The organism is Bradyrhizobium sp. SEMIA, assembly GCF_014844175.1.
Lineage (GTDB): Bacteria > Pseudomonadota > Alphaproteobacteria > Rhizobiales > Xanthobacteraceae > Bradyrhizobium > Bradyrhizobium arachidis.
Window position 1 is genome coordinate 2,230,618 of the sequence record NZ_CP046601.1, and the last position, 24,053, is coordinate 2,254,670.

Annotated in this window: 21 protein-coding genes and 1 pseudogene; 18 read left to right on the plus strand and 4 right to left on the minus strand. The window is 62.7% G+C overall.

What is annotated here, in order from left to right; genetic code table 11:
• The first annotated feature begins 907 nt into the window (after positions 1 to 907).
• The 3 genes and pseudogenes from FOM02_RS10790 to FOM02_RS10800 form a co-directional block, all read left to right on the plus strand.
• On the plus strand, positions 908 to 1,654 hold the full coding sequence (locus tag FOM02_RS10790) for a C13 family peptidase (protein ID WP_265441759.1): 747 nt from the start codon (positions 908 to 910) through the stop codon (positions 1,652 to 1,654).
• 234 nt (positions 1,655 to 1,888) lie between these two features.
• Entirely contained in the window at positions 1,889 to 2,188 is a 300-nt protein-coding gene (locus FOM02_RS10795; protein ID WP_265441760.1) for a hypothetical protein, read from the plus strand.
• A gap of 376 nt (positions 2,189 to 2,564) precedes the next feature.
• Positions 2,565 to 3,046: pseudogene (locus FOM02_RS10800) on the plus strand (transposase zinc-binding domain-containing protein); the annotation flags it as partial.
• A 141-nt stretch (positions 3,047 to 3,187) separates the two neighbouring features.
• On the opposite strand, the gene FOM02_RS10805 reads toward FOM02_RS10800, so the two are convergent.
• Together FOM02_RS10805 and FOM02_RS10810 are read right to left on the minus strand one after the other, a co-directional pair.
• A complete protein-coding gene (locus tag FOM02_RS10805) occupies positions 3,188 to 3,346 on the minus strand; it encodes a hypothetical protein (RefSeq protein WP_265442302.1) in 159 nt (52 codons plus the stop codon).
• 960 nt (positions 3,347 to 4,306) lie between these two features.
• The gene (locus tag FOM02_RS10810) at positions 4,307 to 5,275 is read right to left on the minus strand and encodes a Fic family protein (protein WP_265441761.1); all 969 of its coding nucleotides are present in this window, start codon (positions 5,273 to 5,275) and stop codon (positions 4,307 to 4,309) included.
• Positions 5,276 to 6,107: 832 nt separating this feature from the next.
• Between FOM02_RS10810 and FOM02_RS10815 the strand changes: the two genes are divergently transcribed.
• The gene (locus FOM02_RS10815; protein WP_084334696.1) at positions 6,108 to 6,311 is read left to right on the plus strand and encodes a hypothetical protein; all 204 of its coding nucleotides are present in this window, start codon (positions 6,108 to 6,110) and stop codon (positions 6,309 to 6,311) included.
• Between the two features lie 246 nt (positions 6,312 to 6,557).
• On the opposite strand, the gene panC is transcribed toward FOM02_RS10815, so the two are convergent.
• Both panC and panB read right to left on the minus strand, forming a co-directional pair.
• On the minus strand, positions 6,558 to 7,397 hold the full coding sequence (gene panC, locus FOM02_RS10820) for a pantoate--beta-alanine ligase (RefSeq protein ID WP_265441763.1): 840 nt from the start codon (positions 7,395 to 7,397) through the stop codon (positions 6,558 to 6,560).
• Positions 7,398 to 7,410: 13 nt separating this feature from the next.
• Complete coding sequence (gene panB, locus FOM02_RS10825; RefSeq protein ID WP_265441764.1) at positions 7,411 to 8,283, minus strand: 3-methyl-2-oxobutanoate hydroxymethyltransferase; 873 nt, start codon at positions 8,281 to 8,283, stop codon at positions 7,411 to 7,413.
• A gap of 707 nt (positions 8,284 to 8,990) precedes the next feature.
• Between panB and FOM02_RS10830 the strand changes: the two genes are divergently transcribed.
• The 14 genes from FOM02_RS10830 to lpxB all read left to right on the plus strand — a co-directional run bounded on the left by FOM02_RS10830 (position 8,991) and on the right by lpxB (position 23,919).
• Positions 8,991 to 9,986 carry a 30S ribosomal protein S2 gene (locus FOM02_RS10830; RefSeq protein ID WP_027559432.1) on the plus strand — a complete coding sequence of 332 codons (996 nt, stop codon included), beginning with the start codon at positions 8,991 to 8,993 and terminating at the stop codon, positions 9,984 to 9,986.
• A gap of 132 nt (positions 9,987 to 10,118) precedes the next feature.
• The gene (tsf, locus tag FOM02_RS10835; RefSeq protein WP_027559431.1) at positions 10,119 to 11,042 is read left to right on the plus strand and encodes a translation elongation factor Ts; all 924 of its coding nucleotides are present in this window, start codon (positions 10,119 to 10,121) and stop codon (positions 11,040 to 11,042) included.
• Positions 11,043 to 11,102: 60 nt separating this feature from the next.
• Entirely contained in the window at positions 11,103 to 11,819 is a 717-nt protein-coding gene (pyrH, locus tag FOM02_RS10840; RefSeq protein ID WP_027559430.1) for a UMP kinase, read from the plus strand.
• 65 nt (positions 11,820 to 11,884) lie between these two features.
• The gene (gene frr, locus FOM02_RS10845; RefSeq protein WP_027559429.1) at positions 11,885 to 12,448 is read left to right on the plus strand and encodes a ribosome recycling factor; all 564 of its coding nucleotides are present in this window, start codon (positions 11,885 to 11,887) and stop codon (positions 12,446 to 12,448) included.
• Positions 12,449 to 12,458: 10 nt separating this feature from the next.
• Positions 12,459 to 13,214: an isoprenyl transferase gene (locus tag FOM02_RS10850; RefSeq protein ID WP_265441765.1), complete on the plus strand. Its 756-nt coding sequence runs from the start codon at positions 12,459 to 12,461 to the stop codon at positions 13,212 to 13,214.
• Positions 13,211 to 14,053 carry a phosphatidate cytidylyltransferase gene (locus FOM02_RS10855; RefSeq protein WP_027559427.1) on the plus strand — a complete coding sequence of 281 codons (843 nt, stop codon included), beginning with the start codon at positions 13,211 to 13,213 and terminating at the stop codon, positions 14,051 to 14,053. Before FOM02_RS10850 ends, FOM02_RS10855 begins: the two co-directional genes overlap by 4 nt.
• Before the next feature lie 4 nt (positions 14,054 to 14,057).
• Positions 14,058 to 15,281, plus strand: coding sequence for a 1-deoxy-D-xylulose-5-phosphate reductoisomerase (gene dxr, locus FOM02_RS10860; protein WP_027559426.1), 1,224 nt, complete (start codon positions 14,058 to 14,060; stop codon positions 15,279 to 15,281).
• Positions 15,282 to 15,326: 45 nt separating this feature from the next.
• Positions 15,327 to 16,478 carry an RIP metalloprotease RseP gene (gene rseP / locus FOM02_RS10865; RefSeq protein WP_027559425.1) on the plus strand — a complete coding sequence of 384 codons (1,152 nt, stop codon included), beginning with the start codon at positions 15,327 to 15,329 and terminating at the stop codon, positions 16,476 to 16,478.
• 188 nt (positions 16,479 to 16,666) lie between these two features.
• Positions 16,667 to 19,222, plus strand: a complete 2,556-nt coding sequence (gene bamA, locus FOM02_RS10870) for an outer membrane protein assembly factor BamA (RefSeq protein WP_027559424.1) — start codon at positions 16,667 to 16,669, stop codon at positions 19,220 to 19,222.
• A 137-nt stretch (positions 19,223 to 19,359) separates the two neighbouring features.
• Positions 19,360 to 20,427 carry a UDP-3-O-(3-hydroxymyristoyl)glucosamine N-acyltransferase gene (gene lpxD, locus FOM02_RS10875; protein ID WP_027559423.1) on the plus strand — a complete coding sequence of 356 codons (1,068 nt, stop codon included), beginning with the start codon at positions 19,360 to 19,362 and terminating at the stop codon, positions 20,425 to 20,427.
• Positions 20,424 to 20,885: a 3-hydroxyacyl-ACP dehydratase FabZ gene (fabZ, locus tag FOM02_RS10880; RefSeq protein WP_027559422.1), complete on the plus strand. Its 462-nt coding sequence runs from the start codon at positions 20,424 to 20,426 to the stop codon at positions 20,883 to 20,885. Before lpxD ends, fabZ begins: the two co-directional genes overlap by 4 nt.
• A 190-nt stretch (positions 20,886 to 21,075) precedes the next feature.
• Positions 21,076 to 21,867, plus strand: coding sequence for an acyl-ACP--UDP-N-acetylglucosamine O-acyltransferase (gene lpxA, locus FOM02_RS10885; protein ID WP_027559421.1), 792 nt, complete (start codon positions 21,076 to 21,078; stop codon positions 21,865 to 21,867).
• Between the two features lie 19 nt (positions 21,868 to 21,886).
• On the plus strand, positions 21,887 to 22,744 hold the full coding sequence (locus FOM02_RS10890; protein WP_035731199.1) for an LpxI family protein: 858 nt from the start codon (positions 21,887 to 21,889) through the stop codon (positions 22,742 to 22,744).
• Positions 22,741 to 23,919, plus strand: coding sequence for a lipid-A-disaccharide synthase (lpxB, locus tag FOM02_RS10895; protein ID WP_027559419.1), 1,179 nt, complete (start codon positions 22,741 to 22,743; stop codon positions 23,917 to 23,919). Before FOM02_RS10890 ends, lpxB begins: the two co-directional genes overlap by 4 nt.
• Positions 23,920 to 24,053 lie beyond the last annotated feature (134 nt).

Sequence of the window (24,053 nt, forward strand, 5' to 3'; positions counted from 1 at the left end):
GCATGCTGGGACTTCTATGCGCGCCGGATTGGCTGGCCGGCTGCGGCAGGCCAATGTGTTCGGAGGGTGCCAGTTCGGTTGCGGACCTCATCAGGTTCAATTGCGGCCAGAAGCACAAAAACCTAAAACATCAACAAAATAAGAGACGTCGATCGCCGCGCCGCGCGACCGAAATTCGAAATCTACGACGGACAGCTCGCGCTTTTCGACTCGAAGTTGATGCAGCCTTTTGGACTGATGGGATCGACCACTGTTGATGCGATGCCAATTAAGGGCGGAGGCGCAGGCTTGAGTCTCCTATCATCAGGCTGGTTGACGTTTGTCCAAATTCAAGCCGCGGCAAGCCCATGTGATAATCGCCTAGGCGCTGAACCCGCAGTAGGAGCCGGCTTCGTCGGACGGTGTCATGGCCCAGGCGATGTTGCGCATCTCATTGTTTGGTCTCAGGAGGCGAAGGTCTGGAGCTGCGCCTTCACCAGCCCTGCGACTTGCGAACCGGCGTGGGCTTCCGTTTGGGATCAGAATATCCCCATCCACGCGAAGAAGCCGACCTCGAGCAAAAACGTCGAGCTCATGGTCAACACGGTCGAGAGCATCCTTCGCGGATAAGCAGGTCATTGCATGGCTCGCGCGTTGCTAAGCCCCGAAGCCTTGTCGGATCAACTCGTCGGATCGCCGTAGGTTTCGATTGGGGCGGCCCCGACTGAACGTCAGACTCGGCCCCCAATGTGCCGGATCGGGGCTTCCGGGCCTGCCTGACAAGCTGACCTTTTTTGAGGCGCATCGAAGGCCGCCGTCCGCCATGTCCGGACCTTGCACTTCATTCGAAAGGATGAAAATCCACTGGCTTTCCGCTATTTGTATTGAGCCGCAGTTCTGAAGCGGCGATCTCGAAACGAGGTTCGCGATGACCTCCAGGTCCTCGATCAGGCGGCTTGGCGCGCCGCTCGTCGCTTTTTTTCTGACCATCTGGCCATTGGTTCTTCCGGTACATGCTATTGAGGACGCTGCAAAGCTTGGCGTGGTGTCCTTTGGCCTGTATGGGGATCAAGGCGTGTTTAGATCCGAGGCAACCGGCGCGGCTCAGGTCGTGGCCGGCCGTTTCGAGACTGGACCGATCAACGTGGAGTACAATTCCAAGAAAGGGGGAAATGCAACGATCGAAGCTCTGACCAAGTCGTTGCAGACGGTAGCTAACCGCTTGGATCCCGAGAAAGATGTTCTCTTTTTGATTCTCACCTCGCATGGCTCTACTGATGGCCTTGCAATCAAAGCGGGGCAGCTGACAGAAACGCTTACACCATCTCGTCTCCGCGACATGCTCGCGAGGACAGGTGTGCGACACAAGGTGGTGGTCATCTCGGCTTGTTATTCCGGAGTTTTTATCCCGCGCCTGGCGACTGCCGATGTGCTGGTCATCACCGCGGCCGATGACAAGCATCCGTCGTTCGGCTGCCAGGACAAGGCCAAGTGGACCTATTTTGGGGACGCTTTTTTCAACGTCGCGCTCCGGAAAGCCGTCAGCCTGAAGGATGCGTTTCTCGATGCGCGCTCACTCGTCCGGAAGCGAGAATTGCGGGAACATTTTGAGCCGTCGAATCCGCTCATGGCGGGCGGTGCGGACGTGCTGCCATTGCTCGTCGGACGCCCTTGAACAACCGGCCGTGAGCGCAGAGGTTATTGCTCCGGTCACCCCCGACAAGCAGACCATTTGGCTGCCGTTAGACTTCGTATTCGGGCCAAAGCACAAAGTCGCTGCGCTCCAGCCCGCTGTGCGGCGGCAAGAGCCGAGAGAGCGGTAGTCGGTCGAGAGGATCCCAATAGCCGTTGGAGAGCCCCGTCCTGAGAAATCGAGGTGTCGACAACCTCTCTCAGAATGGAGCTCCCCATGAGCGAGACCAACACCGTCAGTCCGCTGCGCCAGCGTGTGATCGAAGATGTGGCTCCGCGCAAGTTAACCCCCACACGCAACGCAGTCACATCCAAAGCTGCAAGCGGTTTGCCGCCTTGCTTAGGCGCTCGCCCGATACGTGCCAGCATCTGCAACCGCAATCGGATCATGACCGGGTTGCGGTTCCTGTTCCGAGTCACGCTGCGCCGCCACGATCTGGCGGCCGAGGTCTGGCACATCAAGGAGTCGCTGAAGCTACCGCCGGTGCTGAGCCCCGAGGAGGTCAGCGTGTCCTGACCATGGCGACGAGGCTCAAGGCGCAGGCGATGCTGTCGCTGGCCTATGGCTGCGGTCTGCGTGCCGGCGAAGTGGTGCGCTGCGCGCGGGCGACATCGATAGTGCGCAGATGATCATCCGTATCGTGCAGTCGAGGACCGCAACGTGATGCTGCCGGTGGAAGTCCTCGACCTGTTGCGACAATGGTGGAAGGTGCGACCGACCAGGCATGATGCCGGCGTCGCGCCGGAACAGCGCTGTCTGTTTCCCGGCCGCAGTCAACATCGGCCGTTGACCACGCGTCAGTTCAGCCGGCTGTTCAAGGAGGCGGTCAAAGACGGTGGATTGCGCAAGGCGCCATCTCTGTCACGCGCTCCGTCAAAGCTTCGCGACCCATTTGTTAGATCACGGCCCTGCGTGGCGCGAGGCCAATCGCGGGCATGTCAGCCTCGACCAGTTGAAGGTGATGAGTGCCATCGAGCGCTGCCGCACGGCAGAGCTCGGCGGGCATGTCGCACGCTGCGAGAACGTAGCATGCGGCCATACGGAGATCGCCTATAACTCCTGCCGCAACCGTCATTGTCCAAAGTGCCAGGCTGTGGCGTCACGCCAATGGCTGGCCGGGCGCGAAGCGGAGCTGTTGCCGGTGCCGTATTTCCACGCCGTGTACACGCTGCCGAGGCAGTTGCGCGACATCACTTACCAGAACAAGCGCGTGGTCTATGACCTAATGATGAAGGCGGCGGCCGAGAGAACGCTCGCCATCGCCGCCGATCCCAAGCGCCTCGGCGCACGGATCGGTGTTACGGCCGTGTTGCACACCGGGGCTCGGCGCTCACCCATCATCCATACGTGCACATGATCGTGCCGGGCGGAGGCGGTGCCAACTCCCCGCGACTTCGTGCCTTGGCACTTTTTGGACGCCAGTCAATTGTGCCTGCGGAGCCATTTTGGTGCCGGCGTCCAAAACCTGCACAAGACCCAATATCGGCACAGGCTGCCACTGGTGATGGCCTTACGTTATGGGCGGCTCCGGATGCCCAGACGACGGGCACCGGAAGCTTCAGCAATTCCTCCGATCATGCCGCCGCTTGCCGCGAGCGCCGCAGCATACCCCTGCATCATTTCATCGTTGACGCGCTGCCGAGCGACTCGGTTCTTGATGTACTCGCGCAGCATTTCCGGTCGTCCAGTAGCATAGGCCTTATAGCTGCGGCAGCTGGGGCATTAACTCATGTTAAGCGGGATGGCTCCGGTGGTGCCGCCAAAACGACTTGCAAAAGATCTGAAGGTCCGCGATGTCCTTGAGTGGAGTGGGCAAGAACCACCTATGGCATGGCCGACGGGTGCCACAAGGGCGATAAATCGCTCTGCAAGAGTCGACCTTGCCTGATCAGATCGGTCCCATAAACTGCCCTCCTGAACAGTCCTTGGGGGCGTGGCATGCGGGAATATCAGCCGTTCGCACATTTCACAGTCGTGCTGAAGAAGTGCGGGCGAAGCCGCTGGAAATGGGCCGTCAACGCAGCAGCGGGACAAATTCTTATGTCAGGCTCGGAGCATACTCGAGCGGGAGCACGTTACAAAGCTGATCGCGCGCTCTTCTTGCTCCTTTGTTTTAGTGCGACCCATTGTTCCGAAGCGCGGGATGAAGGACATGACCTCTTGGATCGCGCCGCAACGATTATATCAGAGGCTCGCCGGCAGCGAGACGAAAGTCGGGCGGCAATCGCAAAGCTGCGCCGGCCGAGGAACGCTCTCTTCGAAAACATTGAGAAGCTCCGTTTGGCTCATCAGACGCTTATTTCGGAGGCTGCGTCTGCACGATGCTTGATGTGGAGCTCTTCGGAGAAACTGACAAGAGTTGCACACTATCGGCCGCGTATGGCGATCGAAGATCCTCCCGCAGATCCATGAAATCGACGAAAGCCTCGTGCCGCCAGCGGACCCACACGGTGCAAGAACAACAAAAGTTAACTGACCGCGCGGCTCGCGGCGGTCTTCTCGACGAGCGCTTCGAACCGGTCTCGGGCTATTTTACTGTGCAAGACCTGAACTGCTCTGCCATTTGCTGTTGTATCGCGGGAAAGACCCGCGATGCATCCGGGCCGACCTTATCCAGTGCCCAGTCCTGGCCGTTTAGTCCTCTACGAGAGAATAGCTTGTGCTCCGCCCACCCGCCGCGTCTTTCTTCAGAACTCCCCGAGCAACCAATTCGTCGATGTCGCGGGAGGCCGTCGCCTGTGAAACCTTCGTCAGCAAACCCCATTTGGATGAAGTAAGCTTTCCTTCGAAACCATCGAGCAGACGATTGAGAACTTTGCGCTGACGCGCGTTGAGCGCCAGTTCGCGGAACTTCTCCCAGAAACTGGCCTTTCGCAACACGCCGCCCAAGATTTCTTCAGCACCGTCAAACGCACGATCCAGACAATCCAAGAACCACGCCAACCACTCGGTGATGTCAAGATCACCCGTCTGAGTCGCTTCGAGGATGTCATAGTATCCATTCCGCTCTTTGCGGATCTGGGCCGACATACTGTAGAAGCGCTGCCTGCTCTGCTCCGATCGGGCCAGCGCAAGGTCAGCAATCGCGCGTGCAATGCGGCCATTGCCGTCCTCGAATGGGTGGATGGTGACAAACCAAAGGTGAGCAACAGCCGCTTTGAGAACAGGATCAAGCGAGCCAGAGTTGTTGAACCAAGCGATGAAGTCCTCCATCGCCTTTTCAAGCTTGTCGGCGGCCGGAGCTTCATAATGGACCTTCGGCTTGCCGATTGGACCAGATACCACCTGCATCGGCCCTGACGTATCGTCCCGCCAACCGCCCACTTTGATCTTGCTCATGCCGCTATAGCCGGCAGGGAAGAGCGAAGCATGCCAACCGAACAGCCTTTCCTTCGTCAAAGGTTGTTCGTACTTCTCGGTCGCGTCGAGCATCATCTCGACTACACCCTCAACGTTTCGGTCAGCGGACGGCAGCCCACCTGCGTCCATACCGAGACGTCGAGCAATAGATGAGCGGACCTGATCTCGATCCAGCTTTTCGCCTTCGATCTCGCTGGACTCGACGATTTCTTCGGTCAAAAGTTTGGAGAGAAGCTTCGGCACGGAGATTGAACCCCAATTGCTCCATGCGACCTATGAGTCGACCCTGCTACGACGTGTGTTTCGGCCTGAAAATAGGAAGGAAAGATCACATCGATCATCGGCTTGCGCTCCCCTCTATCTTCACGCCAAAAACCAGCGCCCGCCCCGTATTTGACGACGAAATCGCGCCAAGATCCGGCGCCTACGATCAGTGACCCGTGAGTCGCCCCCTAGCCGCTCTTGGCGATCTTCGGCTTTATGCAGCTTGGGGAGGTTGTCTCGCGATCGTGAAGCGATTTCATGGTGGGCGTGTGGCTATTGATTAATCGCACGTATTGGCAGCACACGATTTTGAGCGAGCCTCCTTTGGGAATGCCCGCTTGCAGGCGGATGATCTCAGTAGCGACTTGCGTTTTGGACATATAAGCCTGGTTTAGCCGAAGGACCCAGGCACACGGGCACCCGAACGTCGTGTGAAAAATCATCGGGGGTGCCGCCGTAATGCAGGATTTGAGCGCGGGAGCGCGGCTCGTCGCATTAATCGATATTGCCATTTTGTTACAGTCTCTCCGCCCAGAGCGATCACACGCACCCGGAGGCGGCATATTCCGCGGCCACATTGTGAGCCAATACTGCAACTGAGCATGAGCCATGAGCGAGATGGCGTCGCCGAAGGGCGGTCGCATCAGCGAGCTGGGCGCGAGCCCTTTGCAGGGGAATGAGCTAGCAAACCAGCCCGCCGCCGGCTGCATGTGAAACTCCGATCTGACGGCGAGACGCCTCGTTCAGCGAAGAGAACCGACTGGGCAATTCAGACTTTCTGCTGTGTTTGTCGAATCGGAAAAGGAGCTACATGAATCATCTCGGCAGCAGGCAACGTCGCACAACATCCGTGATGACGGCCGAACAGTACGAGCTGGAGCGCTGCAGGCAGGAAATTGCGCGCCTCAAACAGCTGGTTGTACGACTTTCTGAAATTGCTTTGCGCCACGTCGTAGAAAGCGCGCAAAGCAGTCAGAATGGCCCGGAACGTCTGAGCGAGCCGCCCAAGTCATAATACGAAAAGCGAACCCGCGCTTGGCTGCTCTCCGCAGAGTGGAGCGGCTCCGTCTCGCTCCACTTTGTCAGCGGCAAAGCCGATCAACCGACATCAAGTGATCGGGTGTGGGGCAGTTGTTTAGGACGTAAAGGAGCAGTTTCGGATCGCGTTCGAGAGCTCTTTCAGGATGTTTGAGGATTTCAGCGCCAACTGATCGGATTCGATTGCTTCTGAGCGCAGCCGCTTGCGCGATCTGGCTACGGGCTAGCTCAGAACTACATTGTCGATCAACCGAGTCGAGCCGACGTACGCTGCGACACAGAGCACCGCCGGATAGCGCAGCGGGCTCTCGGCAATCCTGAGAGTCCTAGCGTCGACAAGCTCAAGGTACTGCAATCGATCGATCAATTCCAAATGCTTTGTTGCAAGCGCAATCAGCGTTGCCGCGTCGCGCTCCCCTGAGGCAAACTCTTGCGCTGCGGCGAACAACCCACGGCTGATCGCAAGGCTCCGACCGCGTTCTTCCCGGCTGAGATAACGGTTGCGACTGCTCATTGCCAGCCCGTCCGGCTCCCGCACGGTCGGCACGGTGACAATTTCGATCGGAAGATTCAGATCAACCGTCATGCGGCGTATCACGGCGCATTGCTGAAAATCCTTCTGTCCAAAGTACGCGAGGTCCGGCTGCACCATGTTCAATAGTTTGCAGACGACAGTCGCTACACCACGAAAATGTCCAGGCCTGAAACCTCCGCAGAGCGGTTTTGCGAGTTCGCCCGGCTCGACAAAGGTCTCGAACTGAGCCGGATAGATCTCCTCTGCACCTGGCGCGAAGATGATTGAGACGCCGGCATTACGGCACAAGGCTTCATCGCGCGCGAAGTCGCGAGGGTACCTGCTGAGATCCTCATTTGGGCCGAACTGAGTGGGGTTGACGAAGATGCTAACGACAGTGACGTCGCAGTGTCCACGGCTGGCCGAGATCAGGGACAGGTGGCCATCGTGCAGGTATCCCATCGTCGGAACAAACCCAATGCGCTTACCGGCGTTGCGGACGTCTGCAAGGGCCCGACGCAGCTCAATGAGCTTCGTAATTACTTGCATTTCTTACCTTGCTTCAGATTGAATTGGAGGGCACCCAATTGGCGATGGCATCGCGAAGCTGATCAGGAAGCCGATAGCACTCCTCTGAGCCCGGGAATGCACCTTTGCGAATATCGGCAGCCCAGCGCGATAGCGCCTCCTGGAACAGCTGGAATCCATTTGTATAGGCACGAACGAATTTGGGGCGGTGGCCTTCGGTTAGCCCCAAAACATCATGGAACACGAGCACTTGGCCCGAGCAATCGGGTCCTGCTCCGATTCCGATGGTGGGTATCGTGAGAAATTGGGTCGCTCGCGCCGCGAGCTCGGCAGGGATCCCCTCCAGGACCAAAGCGAAACAGCCGGCTTCCTGCAGACGGTGCGCGTCATCGAGCAGCCGCAAGGCGGTATCCGTTGTCCTTCCCTGCACCCTGAATCCACCCATGACGTTGACGCTCTGCGGGGTCAGACCGAGATGTCCCATCACAGGAATTTCGCAATCGACCAAGGCGCGTACCATCTCGACGCGTTTGGCACCCCCCTCGAGTTTCACAGCATCGGCGCCACGCTGCAGAAAACCTCCTGCATTGCGAATCGTATCCTCAGAACCGACATGAAAGCTCAAAAAGGGCATGTCGGCCACAAGCAGTGCACGAGGCCTCGTGCGCGCAACAGCCTCCAGGTGATGATTCATCATGGCCACGCTGACGGGCAGCGTGTTGTCGAATCCCAGACAGACGTTTCCAACGCTATCGCCAACCAGGATGATATCGACAATGGGATCCGCGATGCGCGCCGCAACCGCATCGTAGGCGGTGGTCATCACGACACGACGTCCTTCATCCTTCCACTGCTGCAGTGCCGGAATCGTGACACGTTCTAGAGGCTGCCCTGAACTGTGGCTCATATTGAATCCGCTCCCCACACACCGTCCGCGCTTCCTAGAGAAGGCGGGAGAAACCTGTCAATGGCATGGAGGATGGAGATCCCAGTTCTCTAAAACTGGAGAACAGCGCAAAAACAGTCCAATGGTCGCGCAACCATGAGCCAAGACCTTCCTCATCACGATTTCTCCACCCGATGGCTCGTCTTCCCCCTACAGTTTCAGCGACTATGCCGGCCGGAGCCTCGATCGAGGAGCGACGCTCGCGACGAGCCACCATCTGCACGCGTTTCTGGGCTGATTGCAGTCTCTCCAAACGGTGACGGCTCGCCCGGACCGAGCTGGAGATGCGCGCAGTGGGGACTCCGTCTTGGGGGTCCACCTCCGTGCCTGCCCTAAAGCGCGATGAGATTAGGATTGATCGTCATCGCGCTTTAGGTTGTTGTTTGAGCATGATCTTTTCGGAAAACCGCTGCGCACTTTGCGCTAACGCGGCCCTCCGGGTCCGGATCATGCTTTAGGGCAGGGCGGAGGCCTCACGGAAACAGCCTTCGGCGGGCGAAAACCGCCCCCGAATGGCCCTTATTTCCTTGCTTCTGGCCGAAATGGCGCTATATAGCGCGCCATCTCACACGGAAACATGGCTCACAAGGCCGTCCGGTGGCAACCGGGGCGAGAACGCTCCGTTTTGCTCACACGTTTCCGGAGGAACCAACCGGAGAATTAGAACGATGGCACTACCCGATTTCACTATGCGTCAGCTGCTCGAAGCTGGCGTGCACTTTGGTCACCAGTCTCACCGCTGGAATCCGAAAATGGCTCCCTTCATTTTCGGCACCCGCAACAACATCCACATCGTCGATCTCGCCCAGACCGTGCCGATGCTGCACCAGGCCCTCCAGGCCGTCAGCGACACGGTTGCCAAGGGCGGCCGCATCCTGTTCGTCGGCACCAAGCGCCAGGCGCAGGACGGCGTTGCCGATGCTGCCAAGCGCTGCGCGCAGTATTTCGTCAATTCGCGCTGGCTCGGCGGCACGCTGACCAACTGGAAGACGATCTCGGCCTCGATCAAGCGTCTGCGTCATCTCGACGACGTGCTCTCGGGCGGTGAAGCCAATTCCTACACGAAGAAGGAGCGCCTGACGCTTCAGCGCGAGCGCGACAAGCTCGACCGCTCGCTCGGCGGCATCAAGGACATGGGCGGTCTGCCCGACCTGATCTTCGTGATCGACACCAACAAGGAAGACATCGCGATCCAGGAGGCCCAGCGCCTCAACATCCCGGTCGCCGCGATCGTCGACACCAATTCGGATCCGAAGGGCATCACCTATGTGGTGCCGGGCAATGACGACGCCGGCCGCGCCATTTCGCTGTACTGCGACCTGATCGCGCGTGCGGCGATCGACGGCATCTCGCGCGCCCAGGGCGATTCGGGCATCGACATCGGCGCCTCCGCCCGTCCGCTCGCCGAAGAGCTGCCGGCCCCGTCCTCGAGCGGCTTCCAGGGCCTTGCCGGTCCGCGCGGCACGGCCGACGACCTCAAGAAACTCCCGGGCGTGTCGGGTGCGATCGAGAAGAAGTTCAACGACCTCGGCATCTTCCACTACTGGCAGCTCGCCGAGCTCGACCACGACACCGCGCACACGATCGGCGAAGAAGTCGGTCTGCCGAGCCGCGCGGATGCCTGGGTGGCCAAGGCCAAGGCGCTGACCGCGGAAGCGGAATAATCAGAGCGATCGGTTGGCCGGATCGGATCCGGCCACCATTTCATTCAGTTGACGCGAATTCCTGAGATGGACCGCGGCGGGGCAATTGGAGCCACGCCGCGGCAAACCGGCAGGCAAGAAGGATTTTCAACGATGGCAACGATCACTGCTGCGATGGTCAAGGATCTGCGCGAGTCCACCGGCGCGGGCATGATGGACTGCAAGGCCGCGCTGACCGAGAACGACGGCAACATGGAAGCGGCGCAGGATTGGCTGCGCAAGAAGGGCCTGTCGAAGGCCGCCAAGAAGTCCGGCCGCGTCGCCGCCGAGGGTCTGATCGGCGCGCTCACCAAGGGCACCAAGGGCGTCGTGGTCGAGGTCAACTCCGAGACAGACTTCGTGGCTCGCAACGGCCAGTTCCAGGGCCTGGTCAAGATGATCGCCCAGGTTGCCTTCGACGCCGGCGCCGATGTCGAGAAGATCAAGGCCGCCAAGGTCGGCGACGTCACCATCGAAGCCGCGATCAATGACGCGATCGCCACCATCGGCGAGAACATGACGCTGCGCCGTGCCGCGGCGCTTGAAGTCAGCCAGGGCGTGGTGTCGCACTACGTCCACGGTGCCGTCATCGACGGCGCCGGCAAGATGGGCGTGATCGTGGCGCTGGAATCGCCCGGCAAGGCCGACGAGCTCGCAGCGCTCGGCCGCCAGATCGCGATGCATGTCGCCGCCGCCAACCCGCTGGCGCTCGATCCGTCCGGCCTCGATCCGGCGGTCGTCAAGCGCGAGAAGGACGTGCTCGCCGACAAGTACCGCCAGCAGGGCAAGCCGGAGAACGTGATCGAGAAGATCGTCGAGTCCGGCCTCAAGACCTACTACAAGGAAGTCTGCCTGCTCGAGCAGGCCTTCATCCACGACACCGGCAAGTCGGTGGCGCAGGCGGTGAAAGAAGCCGAAGGCAAGGTCGGCGGCGCTGTGAAGATCGCCGGCTTTGTGCGCTATGCTCTCGGTGAGGGAATCGAGAAGCAGGAAAGCGACTTCGCAGCCGAGGTCGCGGCGGCCAGCGGCAAGAAGTAAGCGCCGGAACGTTCCTTCCGGCGTGCCGCCGGAAGCGGCGCCCGGACAAGGAAAGTGCTCATGACTGATCCGGTCTATCGTCGCGTCGTGATCAAGCTGTCCGGCGAATATCTCGCGGGGCAGCAAGGCTTTGGCATCGATCAGCCGACCATGGACCGGGTTGCGGACGATCTGATCGCCGCCCGCCATCTCGGCACCGAGGTCGCGGTCGTGATCGGCGGCGGCAATATCTTTCGCGGCGTCGAGGTATCCTCCCGCGGCGTGTCGCGCCCGACCGGCGACACCATGGGTATGCTGGCCACCATGATGAACTGCCTCGCGCTCGAAGCCACGATCGAGCGCAAGGGCGCGCCGGCGCGGGCTCTCTCGGCGTTCGTCATGCCCGAGGTTTCCGAGCTGTTCACCCGTGCGGCGGCGCACAAATATCTCGCCGAGGGCCGGATCCTGCTGCTTGGCGGCGGAACCGGCAATCCGTTCTTCACCACCGACACGACAGCAGTGCTGCGCGCCGCCGAGATCGGCGCCCAGGCGGTGCTGAAGGCGACCAATGTCGACGGCGTCTACTCGGCCGACCCCAAGAAGGATCCGTCGGCCACGCGTTTCGAACGGCTGACGCATTCCCAGGCGATCGAGGGCGGCTACAAGGTGATGGATGCGACCGCCTTCGCGCTTGCCCGCGAGACATCGCTGCCTATCATCGTGTTCTCGATCGCGGAGCCGGGGTCGATCGGTGCGATTCTGCGCGGCGCCGGCCACGGAACCATCGTCGCCGGCTGAGGCTCATCTCGCGCGCCCCGAGGAAGGGCGCGGAGAGGTCGCCGGGATTTTGAAGGAGAAACGTGATGTCCACGGGTAATTTCGACCTCAACGAAGTGAAGCGCCGTATGCAGGGCGCCGTCCAGTCGCTCAAGCACGAGCTCGGCGGTCTGCGCACCGGCCGCGCCTCCGCCTCGATGCTCGATCCGGTGCAGGTCGATGCCTATGGCAGCCACATGCCGCTCAACCAGCTCGCCACCGTCAGCGTTCCGGAGCCGCGCCTGATCTCGGTGCAGGTCTGGGACAAGTCGATGGTCAAGGCGGTGGAGAAGGCGATCGTCGATTCCAATCTCGGCCTGTCGCCGGCGACCGAAGGCCAGGTGCTGCGCCTGCGCATCCCCGAGCTCAACGAGGAGCGCCGCAAGGAGCTGGTCAAGGTCGCGCACAAATACGCCGAAGCCGCCAAGGTCGCCGCGCGCCATGTCCGCCGGGACGGTCTCGACGTTCTCAAGAAGCTCGAGAAGAATCACGAGATGTCGGAGGACGATCAGAAGCGTCACGCCGACGAGGTGCAGAAGGCGACCGACGGCACCATCACCGAGATCGACCAGCTGCTGGCCGCCAAGGAAAAAGAAATCCTGACTGTTTAAGGCTGCCTCCATGTCCAACGCCGCCGCGCCCGCAACGGAAGGACCCGACCGGTCCGACGCGCCTGCGCATGTCGCCATCATCATGGATGGAACGGGCGTTGGGCGGCGCGCGCGGCTGCCGCGTGCGGAAGGGCATCGCCGCGGCGTCGAGGCGTTGCGCCGCGTGGTGCGGGCCTCGCATGAGCTCGGCATCCGCTATCTCACCATCTTCTCGTTCTCGTCGGAGAACTGGTCGCGACCGGCGAGCGAGATCGGCGATCTGTTCGGCCTGCTGCGGCGCTTCATCCGCAACGATCTGGCGAGCCTGCATCGCGATGGCGTCAAGGTGCGCATCATCGGCGAGCGGGAAGGGCTCGAGAGCGACATCTGTGCGCTTCTGAACGAGGCCGAGGAGCTGACGCGCGACAACACGCGCCTGACGCTCGTCGTCGCCTTCAACTACGGCTCGCGGCAGGAGATCGCGAAGGCGGCGCAGAAGCTTGCGCGCGAGGTCGCGGAAGGCAAGCGCGATCCCAGCACGATCGACGCCGAGACGCTGGGCGCGCATCTCGATGCGCCCGACATTCCCGATCCCGATCTCATCATCCGCACCAGCGGCGAGCAGCGCCTGTCCAACTTCCTGATGTGGCAGGCCGCCTATAGCGAGCTGGTGTTCGTGCCGATCCACTGGCCCGATTTCGACAAGGCGGCGCTGGAAGGCGCGATCGCCGAATTCGCCAGGCGCGAGCGCCGTTTCGGCGGTCTGGTCGCGAAAACCGCCTCGTGAGCGAACCCGACGCCGCATCGGCGGGCGAAAAGCCTGCCCCGAGCAATCTCGTGATGCGGGTCCTCGCAGCGCTGGTGCTGGCACCGCTCGCCATTGCGCTGGCCTATGCCGGCGGCTGGCTGTGGGCGCTGCTCGTCACCCTGGTGTCGATCGGACTGTTCGCGGAATGGCTGATGGTGGTGGGTGCGGGCTCGACCGCGCTGACCGGGGCAGGGACGATCGCCATCGCCATGATGGGCTTGTGCGTGGCCGCCGGCGCGCTCAAGACCGCAATCATCGTTGGCTGCATCGGCGGCGTGATCGTGATGCTGATCGCGCGCGGCAAGTTCGTGTGGGCGGCGACCGGCTTTGCCTACGCAGCGGCGGCGCTGCTGGCCTCGATCCTGGTGCGGAAGGATCTCGCCAACGGCTTCTCGGCGCTGATGTTCGTGCTGCTGGTGGTGTGGGCGACAGATATCGGCGGCTATTTCGCGGGGCGCAGCATCGGCGGGCCGAAGCTGTGGCCGCGCGTCAGCCCGAAGAAGACCTGGTCCGGCGCGCTCGGCGGCTTCATGGCGAGCCTTGCGGTGGCGGGCGGGTTTGCGGCCTGTGGGATCGGCAAAGCTATTCCGCTGCTGCTCGTCAGCGCCATCCTGTCGGTGGTATCGCAGGCCGGCGATCTGTTCGAATCCGCGGTGAAGCGGCGCTTCGGCGTCAAGGATTCCAGTCACTTAATTCCCGGCCATGGCGGCCTTATGGACCGCCTGGACGGCTTTGTTGCCGCTATCCTGATGGCATGGATTATCGGCTTTGTTCGCCATGGTGTGCATAGCGCCGGAAGCGGTCTTATGGTTTGGTGAGGATATGAGCGCAGTCCCATTGCGTAACAACAGGCTTGCTGCGTCCGACGTCCGCAGCGTCACGGTTCTCGGCGCCACCGGCTCGATCGGCGACAGCACGATGGATTTGCTGCGCGCCTCGCCCGAGCGCTACCGCGTCGAGGCCCTGACCGCGAACGGCAATGTCGCGGCGCTGGCCAAGCTCGCGAAGGAATTCTCCGCGCGCTACGTCGCGATCGCCGACACCTCCAAGCTCGCCGAGCTCAAGGCCGCGCTCGCCGGCACCAGCACCGAATGCGGCGCCGGCGAAAGCGCCGTGATCGAGGCCGGTGCGCGTCCGGCTGATTGGGTCATGGCCGCCGTCAGCGGCGCCGCCGGGTTGAAGCCGGCACTGGCCGCGGTCGATCGCGGCGCCCATGTCGCGCTCGCCAACAAGGAATGTCTGGTTTGCGCCGGCGATTTCTTCATGCAGCGCGCGGCGAAAGCGGGCGCCTGCATCCTGCCGGCCGATTCCGAGCACAACGCGCTGTTTCAGGCGCTGGCATCGGGCAATCGCGACGAGCTGGTCCGCGTCATCATCACGGCCTCGGGCGGCCCGTTCCGCACCTGGAAGGCGGCCGACATCGAGCAGGCAACGCTCGAGCAGGCCCTGAAGCATCCGAACTGGAGCATGGGCCAGAAGATCACGATCGACTCGGCCTCGATGATGAACAAGGGCCTCGAGGTGATCGAGGCGTCCTATCTGTTCGCGCTCTCGCCCGACGAGATCGATGTTCTCGTGCATCCGCAGTCGATCATCCACGGCATGGTCGAGTTCTCCGACCGCTCGGTGATGGCCCAGCTCGGCGCGCCCGACATGCGCACGCCGATCGCGCACTGCCTCGGCTGGCCCGACCGGATCAAGGGACCCGCGGCAAAGCTGGACCTCGCCAAGATCGGCCAGCTGACCTTCGAGGCGCCGGACTTCGAGCGGTTCCCCGGACTACGGCTGGCCTTCGATTCGCTTCGGACCGGGAAGGGGGCGACCACCGTCTACAACGCCGCCAACGAGGTCGCGGTCGCCGCTTTCATCGCCGGCAAGATCCGGTTCGGCGCGATCGCGCGGCTGGTCGAGGCGACGCTCGATGACTGGATCCGCGGCGGCAACCAGGCGCCGATGACCTCCGCGGATGATGCAATCTCTGTTGACCATGTTGCTCGAAATAGAGCTGCCGCCCTATTGCCTCAAATTGCCTTAAAGGCATCTTAGATGGCTTCGGGCCAGGGCCTTTGCGGCGCTGGATAAGAGGAATCGATGATCGACTTTTTCGTCCATAGTTTCAATGCCTTGAGCCATGGGCTTCTCGGTTACGTGGTTCCCTTCCTGTTCGTCCTGACCATCGTCGTGTTCTTTCACGAGCTCGGCCATTTCCTGGTCGCGCGCTGGGCAGGCGTTCGCGTGTTGACCTTCTCGCTCGGTTTCGGACCTGAGCTGGTCGGTTTCAACGATCGCCACGGCACCCGCTGGAAGATCTCGGCGATCCCGCTCGGCGGCTACGTCAAGTTTTTCGGCGATGAGAGCGAGGCCTCGACCCCGTCGGCCGAGACGCTCGCGGCCATGACCGAGGAGGAGCGCGCCGGCAGCTTCCACCACAAGAAGGTCGGCCCGCGCGCCGCCATCGTCGCGGCCGGCCCGATCGCCAATTTCATCCTGGGCGCGCTGATCTTCGCCGGCATGGCGCTGTATTACGGCAAGCCGAGCACGATCGCGCGCGTCGACGGCGTCGTTGCGGAAGGTGCGGCGGCCGCGGCCGGCTTCAAGATCGGCGACGTTGTCGTCCAGATCGACGGCAAGCCGATCGAGAGCTTCGCCGACATGCAGCGAATCGTTGCGATGAACGCTGGTTCTGCGCTTGCGTTCCAGGTGAAGCGGGACGGCGCCATCGTGTCGCTGACCGCCACCCCCGCGCTGCTCGAGCGCAAGGATCCCTTCGGCAATAGCCACCGCGTCGGCGTGCTCGGCGTCGAGCACAAGTCACAGGCCGGCGAGGCCTCGACCGCCCCGGTCGGTGTCGGCGAAGCGCTCAAGATCGGCGTCGAACAGGTCTGGTTCATCATCACCAGCACCTTCAAGTTCCTGGGCTCGCTGTTCGTCGGGCAGGGCAATCCCAACGAGGTCAGCGGCGTCCTGGGAATCGCGAAGATGTCGGGGCAGGCGGCCAGCGCCGGGTTCCAGTTCGTGATCAACCTCTGCGCGGTGCTGTCGGTGTCGATCGGTCTGCTGAATCTGTTCCCGATTCCGCTGCTCGATGGCGGTCACCTTATGTTCTATGCGGCCGAAGTGGTGCGCGGCAGGCCCTTGTCCGAGCGGACTCAGGAGATGGGGTTCCGAATCGGCCTCGGTTTGGTGCTGATGCTGATGGTGTTTGCGACCTACAACGACATCCTTCGGATGGCGGCTTCCTGATAGGGGCTTTTTTGTGGCGCGACTGATGGCGTTGCTGTTCAGCAACGTCTTGGAATGAAATTGAAATCGCGGCGCGCTCGGCCGTTTGCGGCGTCGGTGAAATTGGCTACAAGCGGCCTGAACTTGGGGAATCTCCCAGACCGGCGTTGGGGTTGGGTCTGGTACGGAATGATAAGGGCGCGTTGCGCATGAAGTTTGGACTGCGACTCCGGGGGGGCTTGCTCGCAACCCTAATCATGTTCGGCGCGCCGGTGGTTGCCCCGGTCGGGGCTGTTTTCGTGTCTTCGTCTGCGCTCGCTCAGACCGTTCAGTCGATTTCCGTCGAAGGGAATCGCCGTGTCGAGGTGGAGACGATCCGCTCCTATTTCAAGCCGGGTCCGGGCGGTCGCCTGGATCAGGGCGCCATCGACGACGGCCTCAAGGCTCTGATCGAGACCGGCCTGTTCCAGGACGTCAGGATCAACCGCGGCGCCGGTGGCCAGATCATCGTTTCCGTTGTGGAAAACCCGGTGATCGGCCGCATCGCCTTCGAGGGCAATAAGAAGATCAAGGACGAGCAGCTCACCGCCGAGGTTCAGTCCAAGGCGCGCGGCACCTTCTCCCGTGCCATGGTGCAGTCCGACACGCTGCGAATCGCCGAGATCTATCGCCGGTCCGGCCGCTACGACGTGCGCGTCACGCCTGAAATCATCGAGCAGCCGAACAACCGCGTCGACCTGATCTTCACGATCGACGAGGGCGCCAAGACCGGCGTCAAGTCGATCGAGTTCGTCGGCAATAACGCGTTCTCGTCCTATCGCCTCCGCGACGTCATCAAGACCCGCGAATCGAATCTGCTGAGCTTCCTCGCCAGCGGCGACATCTACGATCCCGATCGCGTCGAAGCCGACCGCGACCTGATTCGCCGCTTCTATCTCAAGAACGGCTTTGCCGACGTGCAGGTCGTGGCCGCGCTCACCGAATACGATCCGGAGAAGAAGGGCTTCAACGTCACCTTCAAGATCGAGGAAGGCTCGCAATATCGCGTCGGCGCGGTCGATTTCCGCTCCAGCATTCCGAACTTCGATCCCACCTCGATGCGCGCCTATTCGCGCGTCAATGTCGGCTCGCTCTACAACGTCGAATCGGTCGAGAAATCGGTCGAGGAAATGCAGATCGAGGCCTCGCGCCGCGGCTACGCCTTCGCCGTGGTCCGTCCCGGCGGCGACCGCAATTTCGAGGCGCACACCGTCTCCGTCGTGTTCAACATCGACGAGGGCCCGCGCACCTATATCGAGCGCATCAATCTGCGCGGCAACACCCGTACGCGCGACTATGTCATCCGCCGCGAGTTCGACATCTCCGAGGGCGATGCCTACAACCGCGCCCTGGTCGACCGTGCCGAGCGGCGCCTGAAGAACCTCGACTACTTCAAGAGCGTGAAGATCACGACGGAGCCTGGCTCGTCGAGCGACCGCGTCATCCTGATCGTCGACATGGAAGAGAAATCGACCGGCGACTTCTCGATCTCGGGCGGCTACTCCACCACCGACGGCGCGCTGGCCGAAGTCTCGATCTCCGAGCGCAACCTGCTCGGCCGCGGCCTGTTCGCCAAGGCGTCGGTGACCTATGGCCAGTATGCCCGCGGCTACTCGCTGTCGTTCGTCGAGCCGTATCTGCTCGACTACCGCGTCGCGCTCGGCCTCGACCTCTATCAGCGCCAGCAGCTGTCCAACAGCTACATCTCCTACGGCACCAAGACGCTCGGCTTCTCGCCGCGCCTCGGCTTCTCCTTGCGTGAAGATCTCGCGCTCCAGCTGCGCTACTCGATCTACCAGCAGGAAATCTCGCTGCCGGGCTACCTTGCGAACTGTAACAACATCCAGTTCCTGCCGGATGGGACGCCGAATCCGGCCTTCAACCCGAGCCCGGCCTTCTCCAACGCAACTGGTATCCCCCTTGCCGCTTCGACCAACGGCCTCGGCTGCTACAGCGACGGCGAAGCCTCGCTGCCGGTCCGCAAGGAGCTTGCTGGTGGCAAGACCCTGACGTCGGCGCTCGGCTACTCGCTGACCTACAACACGCTGGACAACAACAAGAACCCGACCGACGGTCTGCTCATCGACTTCCGTCAGGACTTCGCCGGCGTCGGCGGCGACGTCTCCTACCTGAAGTCCGTGATCGATGCGAAGTACTACGCTCCGCTGGTGTCCGACGTCGTCGGCCTCGTGCACGTGCAGAGCGGCATGCTGAACAAGATCGGCAACAACGATCTGCGCATGCTCGATCACTTCCAGATGGGCCCGAACCTCGTCCGCGGCTTCGCCCCGAACGGCATCGGTCCGCGCGACATCAATCCGTTCGACACGCAGGACGCGCTCGGCGGCACCAAGTACTGGGGCGCTTCGCTCGAATTGCAGATGCCGTTCTGGTTCCTGCCGAAGGAAGTGGGTCTGAAGGGTGCGGTCTATGCCGATGCCGGCGGTCTGTATGACTACAAGGGACCGACGACGTGGAGCGTGACCGGCGAAACGACCACGCCAGCCAACTCGAACTGCATCCCCTCGACCACCAATCCGGTGAGCGCGGGAACCTGTACCGGCCTGATCTATGACGACAGCAAGGTGATCCGCTCGTCGGTCGGTGTCGGTCTGATCTGGCAGTCGCCGTTCGGTCCGCTGCGCTTCGACTACGCCGTGCCGCTCAGCAAGGGCAAGTACGACCGTACCCAGGAGTTCCGGTTCGGCGGCGGTACCACGTTCTAATTCGATCAGCAGGGCATGATCCGGCCCCCTGGGATTTCCCTTGGGGCCGGTCGCCAAAAAGATCGTGCTCAATCCATGAGATAAGGCATGATGCGGCCTGGCCGCTTCATGCCGAAGCCGGACCGCGACGGGGTGGAATGGCGCAGCCGACCTTCTTCACAAAACCGCCTGCTACAGCACTGGCCGATGTCGCCACGCTGACCAAGGCGCAGCTTGTCGACCCCGGCAGGGGCGGCCAGATCATCACGGGCCTCGCTTCGCTAGACGAAGCCGGCCCGATACATCTGGCGTTCTTCGACAACCTCAAATATGCCGACCAGCTCAAGGCGACCAAGGCCGGCGCCTGCCTCGTCAGCCCGCGTTTCGAGGCCCAGGTGCCCGCGCATGTGGCCGTGCTGCGGGCGGCGCAGCCGTTCCGCGCCTTCGTCAAGATCGCCCGGGAATGGCACAGCGAGGCGCTACGGCCGCAATCCTGGACCGGCAATGCCGGCATCGCGCCCTCCGCCATCATCGACCCCACGGCGCGGCTCGAGGACGGCGTGATCGTCGATCCCCTGGCCGTGATCGGCCCCGACGTGGAAATCGGCAGCGGCACGGTGGTCGGCGTCGGCGCCGTGATCGGCCCGGGCGTCAAGATCGGCCGGGACTGCAATGTCGGCGCCCGCACGGCCATCCAGTGCGCCCTGATCGGCAACAACGTACTGATCCACCCGGGCTGCTCAATCGGCCAGGATGGCTACGGCTTCATCTTCTTCGGCCCGGAAGGCCATCTGAAGGTGCCGCAGACCGGTCGGGTGCTGATCCAGAACGACGTCGAGGTCGGTGCAAATACCACGATCGACCGCGGCTCCTTGCGGGACACCGTGATCGGCGAGGGGACCAAAATCGACAATCAGGTCCAGATCGGCCACAATGTGACGATTGGCCGGCACTGCCTGCTGGCAGCCCAGATCGGGCTGGCCGGCAGCCTGACCATCGGCGACAACGTGGCGCTGGGAGCGAAGGTTGGCATCAACAACCACCTCAAGATCGGCGACGGGGCGCAGGTAACAGCCATGAGCGCCGTCAAGGACGACATCCCACCGGGCGGGCGTTGGGGCGGGCATTTCGCCAAGCCGACCAAACAGTGGTTCAAGGAGATCATCGCGGTGGAGCGCCTGGTACGCGACAGCAAGGCCGATCCGAAAGACGAGGGACGGGAATGACGGAGGAATCACCTGTTAAGTTCGAGCTGGTGGACATCAACGCGATCCTCCAGACGCTGCCGCACCGTTTTCCGATGCTGCTGATCGACCGCGTCATCAACATCCGCGCCGATTACAGCGGCATCGGCATCAAGAACGTCACGTTCAACGAGCCGGCCTTCCAGGGGCACTTCCCCGAGCGCCCGGTCTATCCCGGCGTCATGATGATCGAGGCGATGGCGCAGACCGCGGGCGTGATCGGCATCAAGTCGGTGGAAGGCACAGAGAAGCCGCGCGCGGTCTATTTCCTCACCATCGACAAGTGCAAATTCCGCAAGCCGGTGCTGCCCGGCGATACCATCGAGTATCACATGCGCTCGCTCGGCCGCCGCAAGACGATGTGGTGGTTTCACGGCGACGCCAAGGTCAACGGCCAGGTGGTCGCGGAAGCCGACGTCGGCGCCATGCTGACGGATTGAGGGCGCTTCCGGCGCGCTTCTTCATGCGGAGGATGAAGTCGTTCACGTGCCGAGGCGGCTGCTTCGACCGGCCGGTGAAACGCGCCGATATGATACGTCACTGGACAGATCGGGCTTGGTCGCGCTAACCACCGGAAAAGCGAACGACTTCAACACATAAGCAGACCTTCTTGATGAGTAAGATTGCTTGATGAGCAAGATTGATCCCACCGCACGCGTGGCGGACGGCGCCGTGATCGGCGCGGGCACCGAGATCGGGCCCTATTGCATCATCGGCCCGCATGCCGTGATCGGCGCGAATTGCAAGCTGATCGGGCAGGTCACGGTCATCGGCCATACCTCGGTCGGCGACAATTGCGTGATCTCGCCGTCCGCGGTACTCGGCGGCGCGCCGCAGGACCTCAGCTACAAGGGCGAGCCGACCACGCTCGAGATCGGCTCCGGCAACACCATTCGCGAAGGCGCGACGATGAACGTCGGCACCGTCAAGGGCGGGGGGAAGACGCGCGTCGGCAACGACGGCTACTTCATGAACAACAGCCATGTCGGCCATGACTGCATCGTCGGCAACAACGCGATCTTCGCGACGTCGGCGACGCTCGGCGGGCACTGCGAGATCGGCGACGCCGTCTATATCGGCGGCCTCTCGGCGGTGCATCAGTTCACGCGCATCGGCTCCTATGTGATGGTCGGCGGCCTCTCGGGCGTGCGCGACGACATCATCCCGTACGGATTGGCCAACGGGCAGTATGCGGTGCTGGAGAGCCTCAACCTGATCGGCATGAAGCGGCGCAAATTCACCAAGCAGCGGCTTGCCGCCGTGCGTGCGTTCTACCAAAAGCTTTTCTACGGCCCCGGCACCTTCGCCGCGCGGCTGGAGGCGGCGCGACCGCTCGCGAGCGAAGATCCGGCCATTGCCGAAATCCTCGACTTCATCGGCAAGGGCAAGCGCCCGCTCTGTCTTCCCGCCATCGCAAAGTGATCCTGACATGGCCGCGGGCATGACATCGGCGGCTTCGGAGTTTTCATCGCCGGTCGGAATTGTCGCCGGCGGCGGCGCGATGCCGTTCGCGGTCGCCGACTCGCTCGCCGCGCGCGGCATCACGCCGGTGCTGTTCCCGCTGCGCGGGGCCTGCGATCCAGCGCGGGTGGAGAAATTCCGCCATCGCTGGATCTCGGTCGGCCAGCTCGGCCGCGCCATGCGGCTGTTCCGCGAGGAAGGCTGCCGCGACCTGATCTTCATCGGCACCTTGGTGCGGCCCTCGCTCTCCGAGATCAGGTTCGACGTCAAGACGCTGCGTCTGCTCGGCAACGTCATCCGCGCCTTCCGCGGCGGCGACGATCATCTGTTGTCCGGCGTCGGCCGCATCCTCGAGCAGGATGGCTTTCGCATGATCGGCATCAAGGATGTCGCGCCCGATCTGCTGATGCCCGAGGGCTGCATCAGTCGCGCCTGGCCGGCCGACAATGCCAAGGCAGACATCGAGCGCGGCCGCGCGGTGCTGACCGCGCTCGGCCCGTTCGACATCGGTCAGGCTGCGGTGGTGATCGACGGCCATGTGGTGGCGGTCGAGGACATCGAGGGCACCGACGCGCTGCTGGCGCGCGTCGCACGCCTGCGCGAGGAGGGGCGGATCCGCGCCGCCACGGGCCGCGGCGTGCTGGTGAAGGCGCCGAAGAGCGGCCAGGATCTGCGCTTCGACCTGCCGACGATCGGCCCGCGCACCATCGAAGGTGTCGCCAAGGCCGGCCTTGCCGGCATCGCCGTCATCGCCGGCAACACCATCGCCGCCGAGCCGCAGGCGATGATCGCGCTCGCCGACGCAAAGTATCTCTTCATCATCGGGCTGACAGCGTGATGCAGGGCCGCGATCCCAAGCGCAGGATCTTCCTGATCGCGACGGAGGAATCCGGCGACAGGCTCGGCAGCGCCCTGATGAAGGTGCTGCGCCAGCGCCTCGGCGATGGCGTGCAGTTCGAAGGCGTCGGTGGCCGCACCATGGCGCGCGAGGGGCTGGAGTCGCTGTTTCCGATCGAGGAGCTGTCGATCGTGGGCTTCGCCGCAGTGGTGCAGCAACTGCCGAAAATCCTTCGGCTGATCCGCCAGACCGTGGACGCCGTGGTGGAGGCCGCGCCGGACGCGCTCGTCATCATCGACAGCCCGGATTTCACCCATCGCGTCGCCCGCCGCGTGCGCGCGAAGAATCCTGCTATCCCGGTGGTCGATTACGTCTCGCCGCAGCTCTGGGCGTGGCGGCCGGGACGGGCGCGGACCATGCTCGGCTATGTCGACCATGTGCTCGGCCTGCTGCCGTTCGAGCCGGAGGAATACCGCAAGCTCGGCGGGCCGCCCTGCAGCTATGTCGGCCATCCCCTGATCGAGCAATTGGCCTCGCTGCGCCCGAATGCCGACGAGCAGCGCCGCCGCGATGCCGACCCGCCAGTGCTGCTGGTGCTGCCCGGCAGCCGCCGCAGCGAGATCCGGCATCATCTCGAGGTGTTTGGCGCAACCCTCGGACGGCTTCAGGCGGAAGGGCGTGCGTTCGAATTGATGCTGCCGACCATGCCGCATCTCGAAGCCACCGTGCGCGAGGGCACCGCGAACTGGCCGGTCAAGCCGCGGATCGTGGTCGGCGAGAACGAGAAGCGCGCAGTCTTCCGTCTGGCGCGTGCGGCGCTGGCAAAGTCGGGAACGGTGACGCTCGAACTCGCGCTGTCGGGCATTCCGATGGTCACGGCGTACCGCGTCGGCGCGATGGAAGCCTTCATCCTGCGCCGCGCGATCCGCGTCTCCTCGGTGATCCTCGCCAACCTCGTGATCGGCAAGGACGTCATTCCGGAGTTCTTGCAGGAGGATTGCACGCCCGAGAAGCTCGCGCCGGCGCTCGCCGACGCACTGACGGACTCGCCGCTGCGCCGGGAGCAGGTCGAAGCCTTTGCGCAGCTTGATCAGGTCATGTCGACCGGCAACAGATCGCCGAGCGTGCTCGCCGCGGACATCGTGCTGGCGACGATGCGGAAGGGCCGGCGCTAAGACGACGGTCTTGTAGGGTGGGCAAAGCGAAAGCGTGCCCACCTTTTTTCTCTTAGCTGCGGAAAGGTGGTGGGCACGCTGCGCTTTGCCCACCCTATGATACCGCGCATGTTGCGCTAGCGTGGCCGGATCAT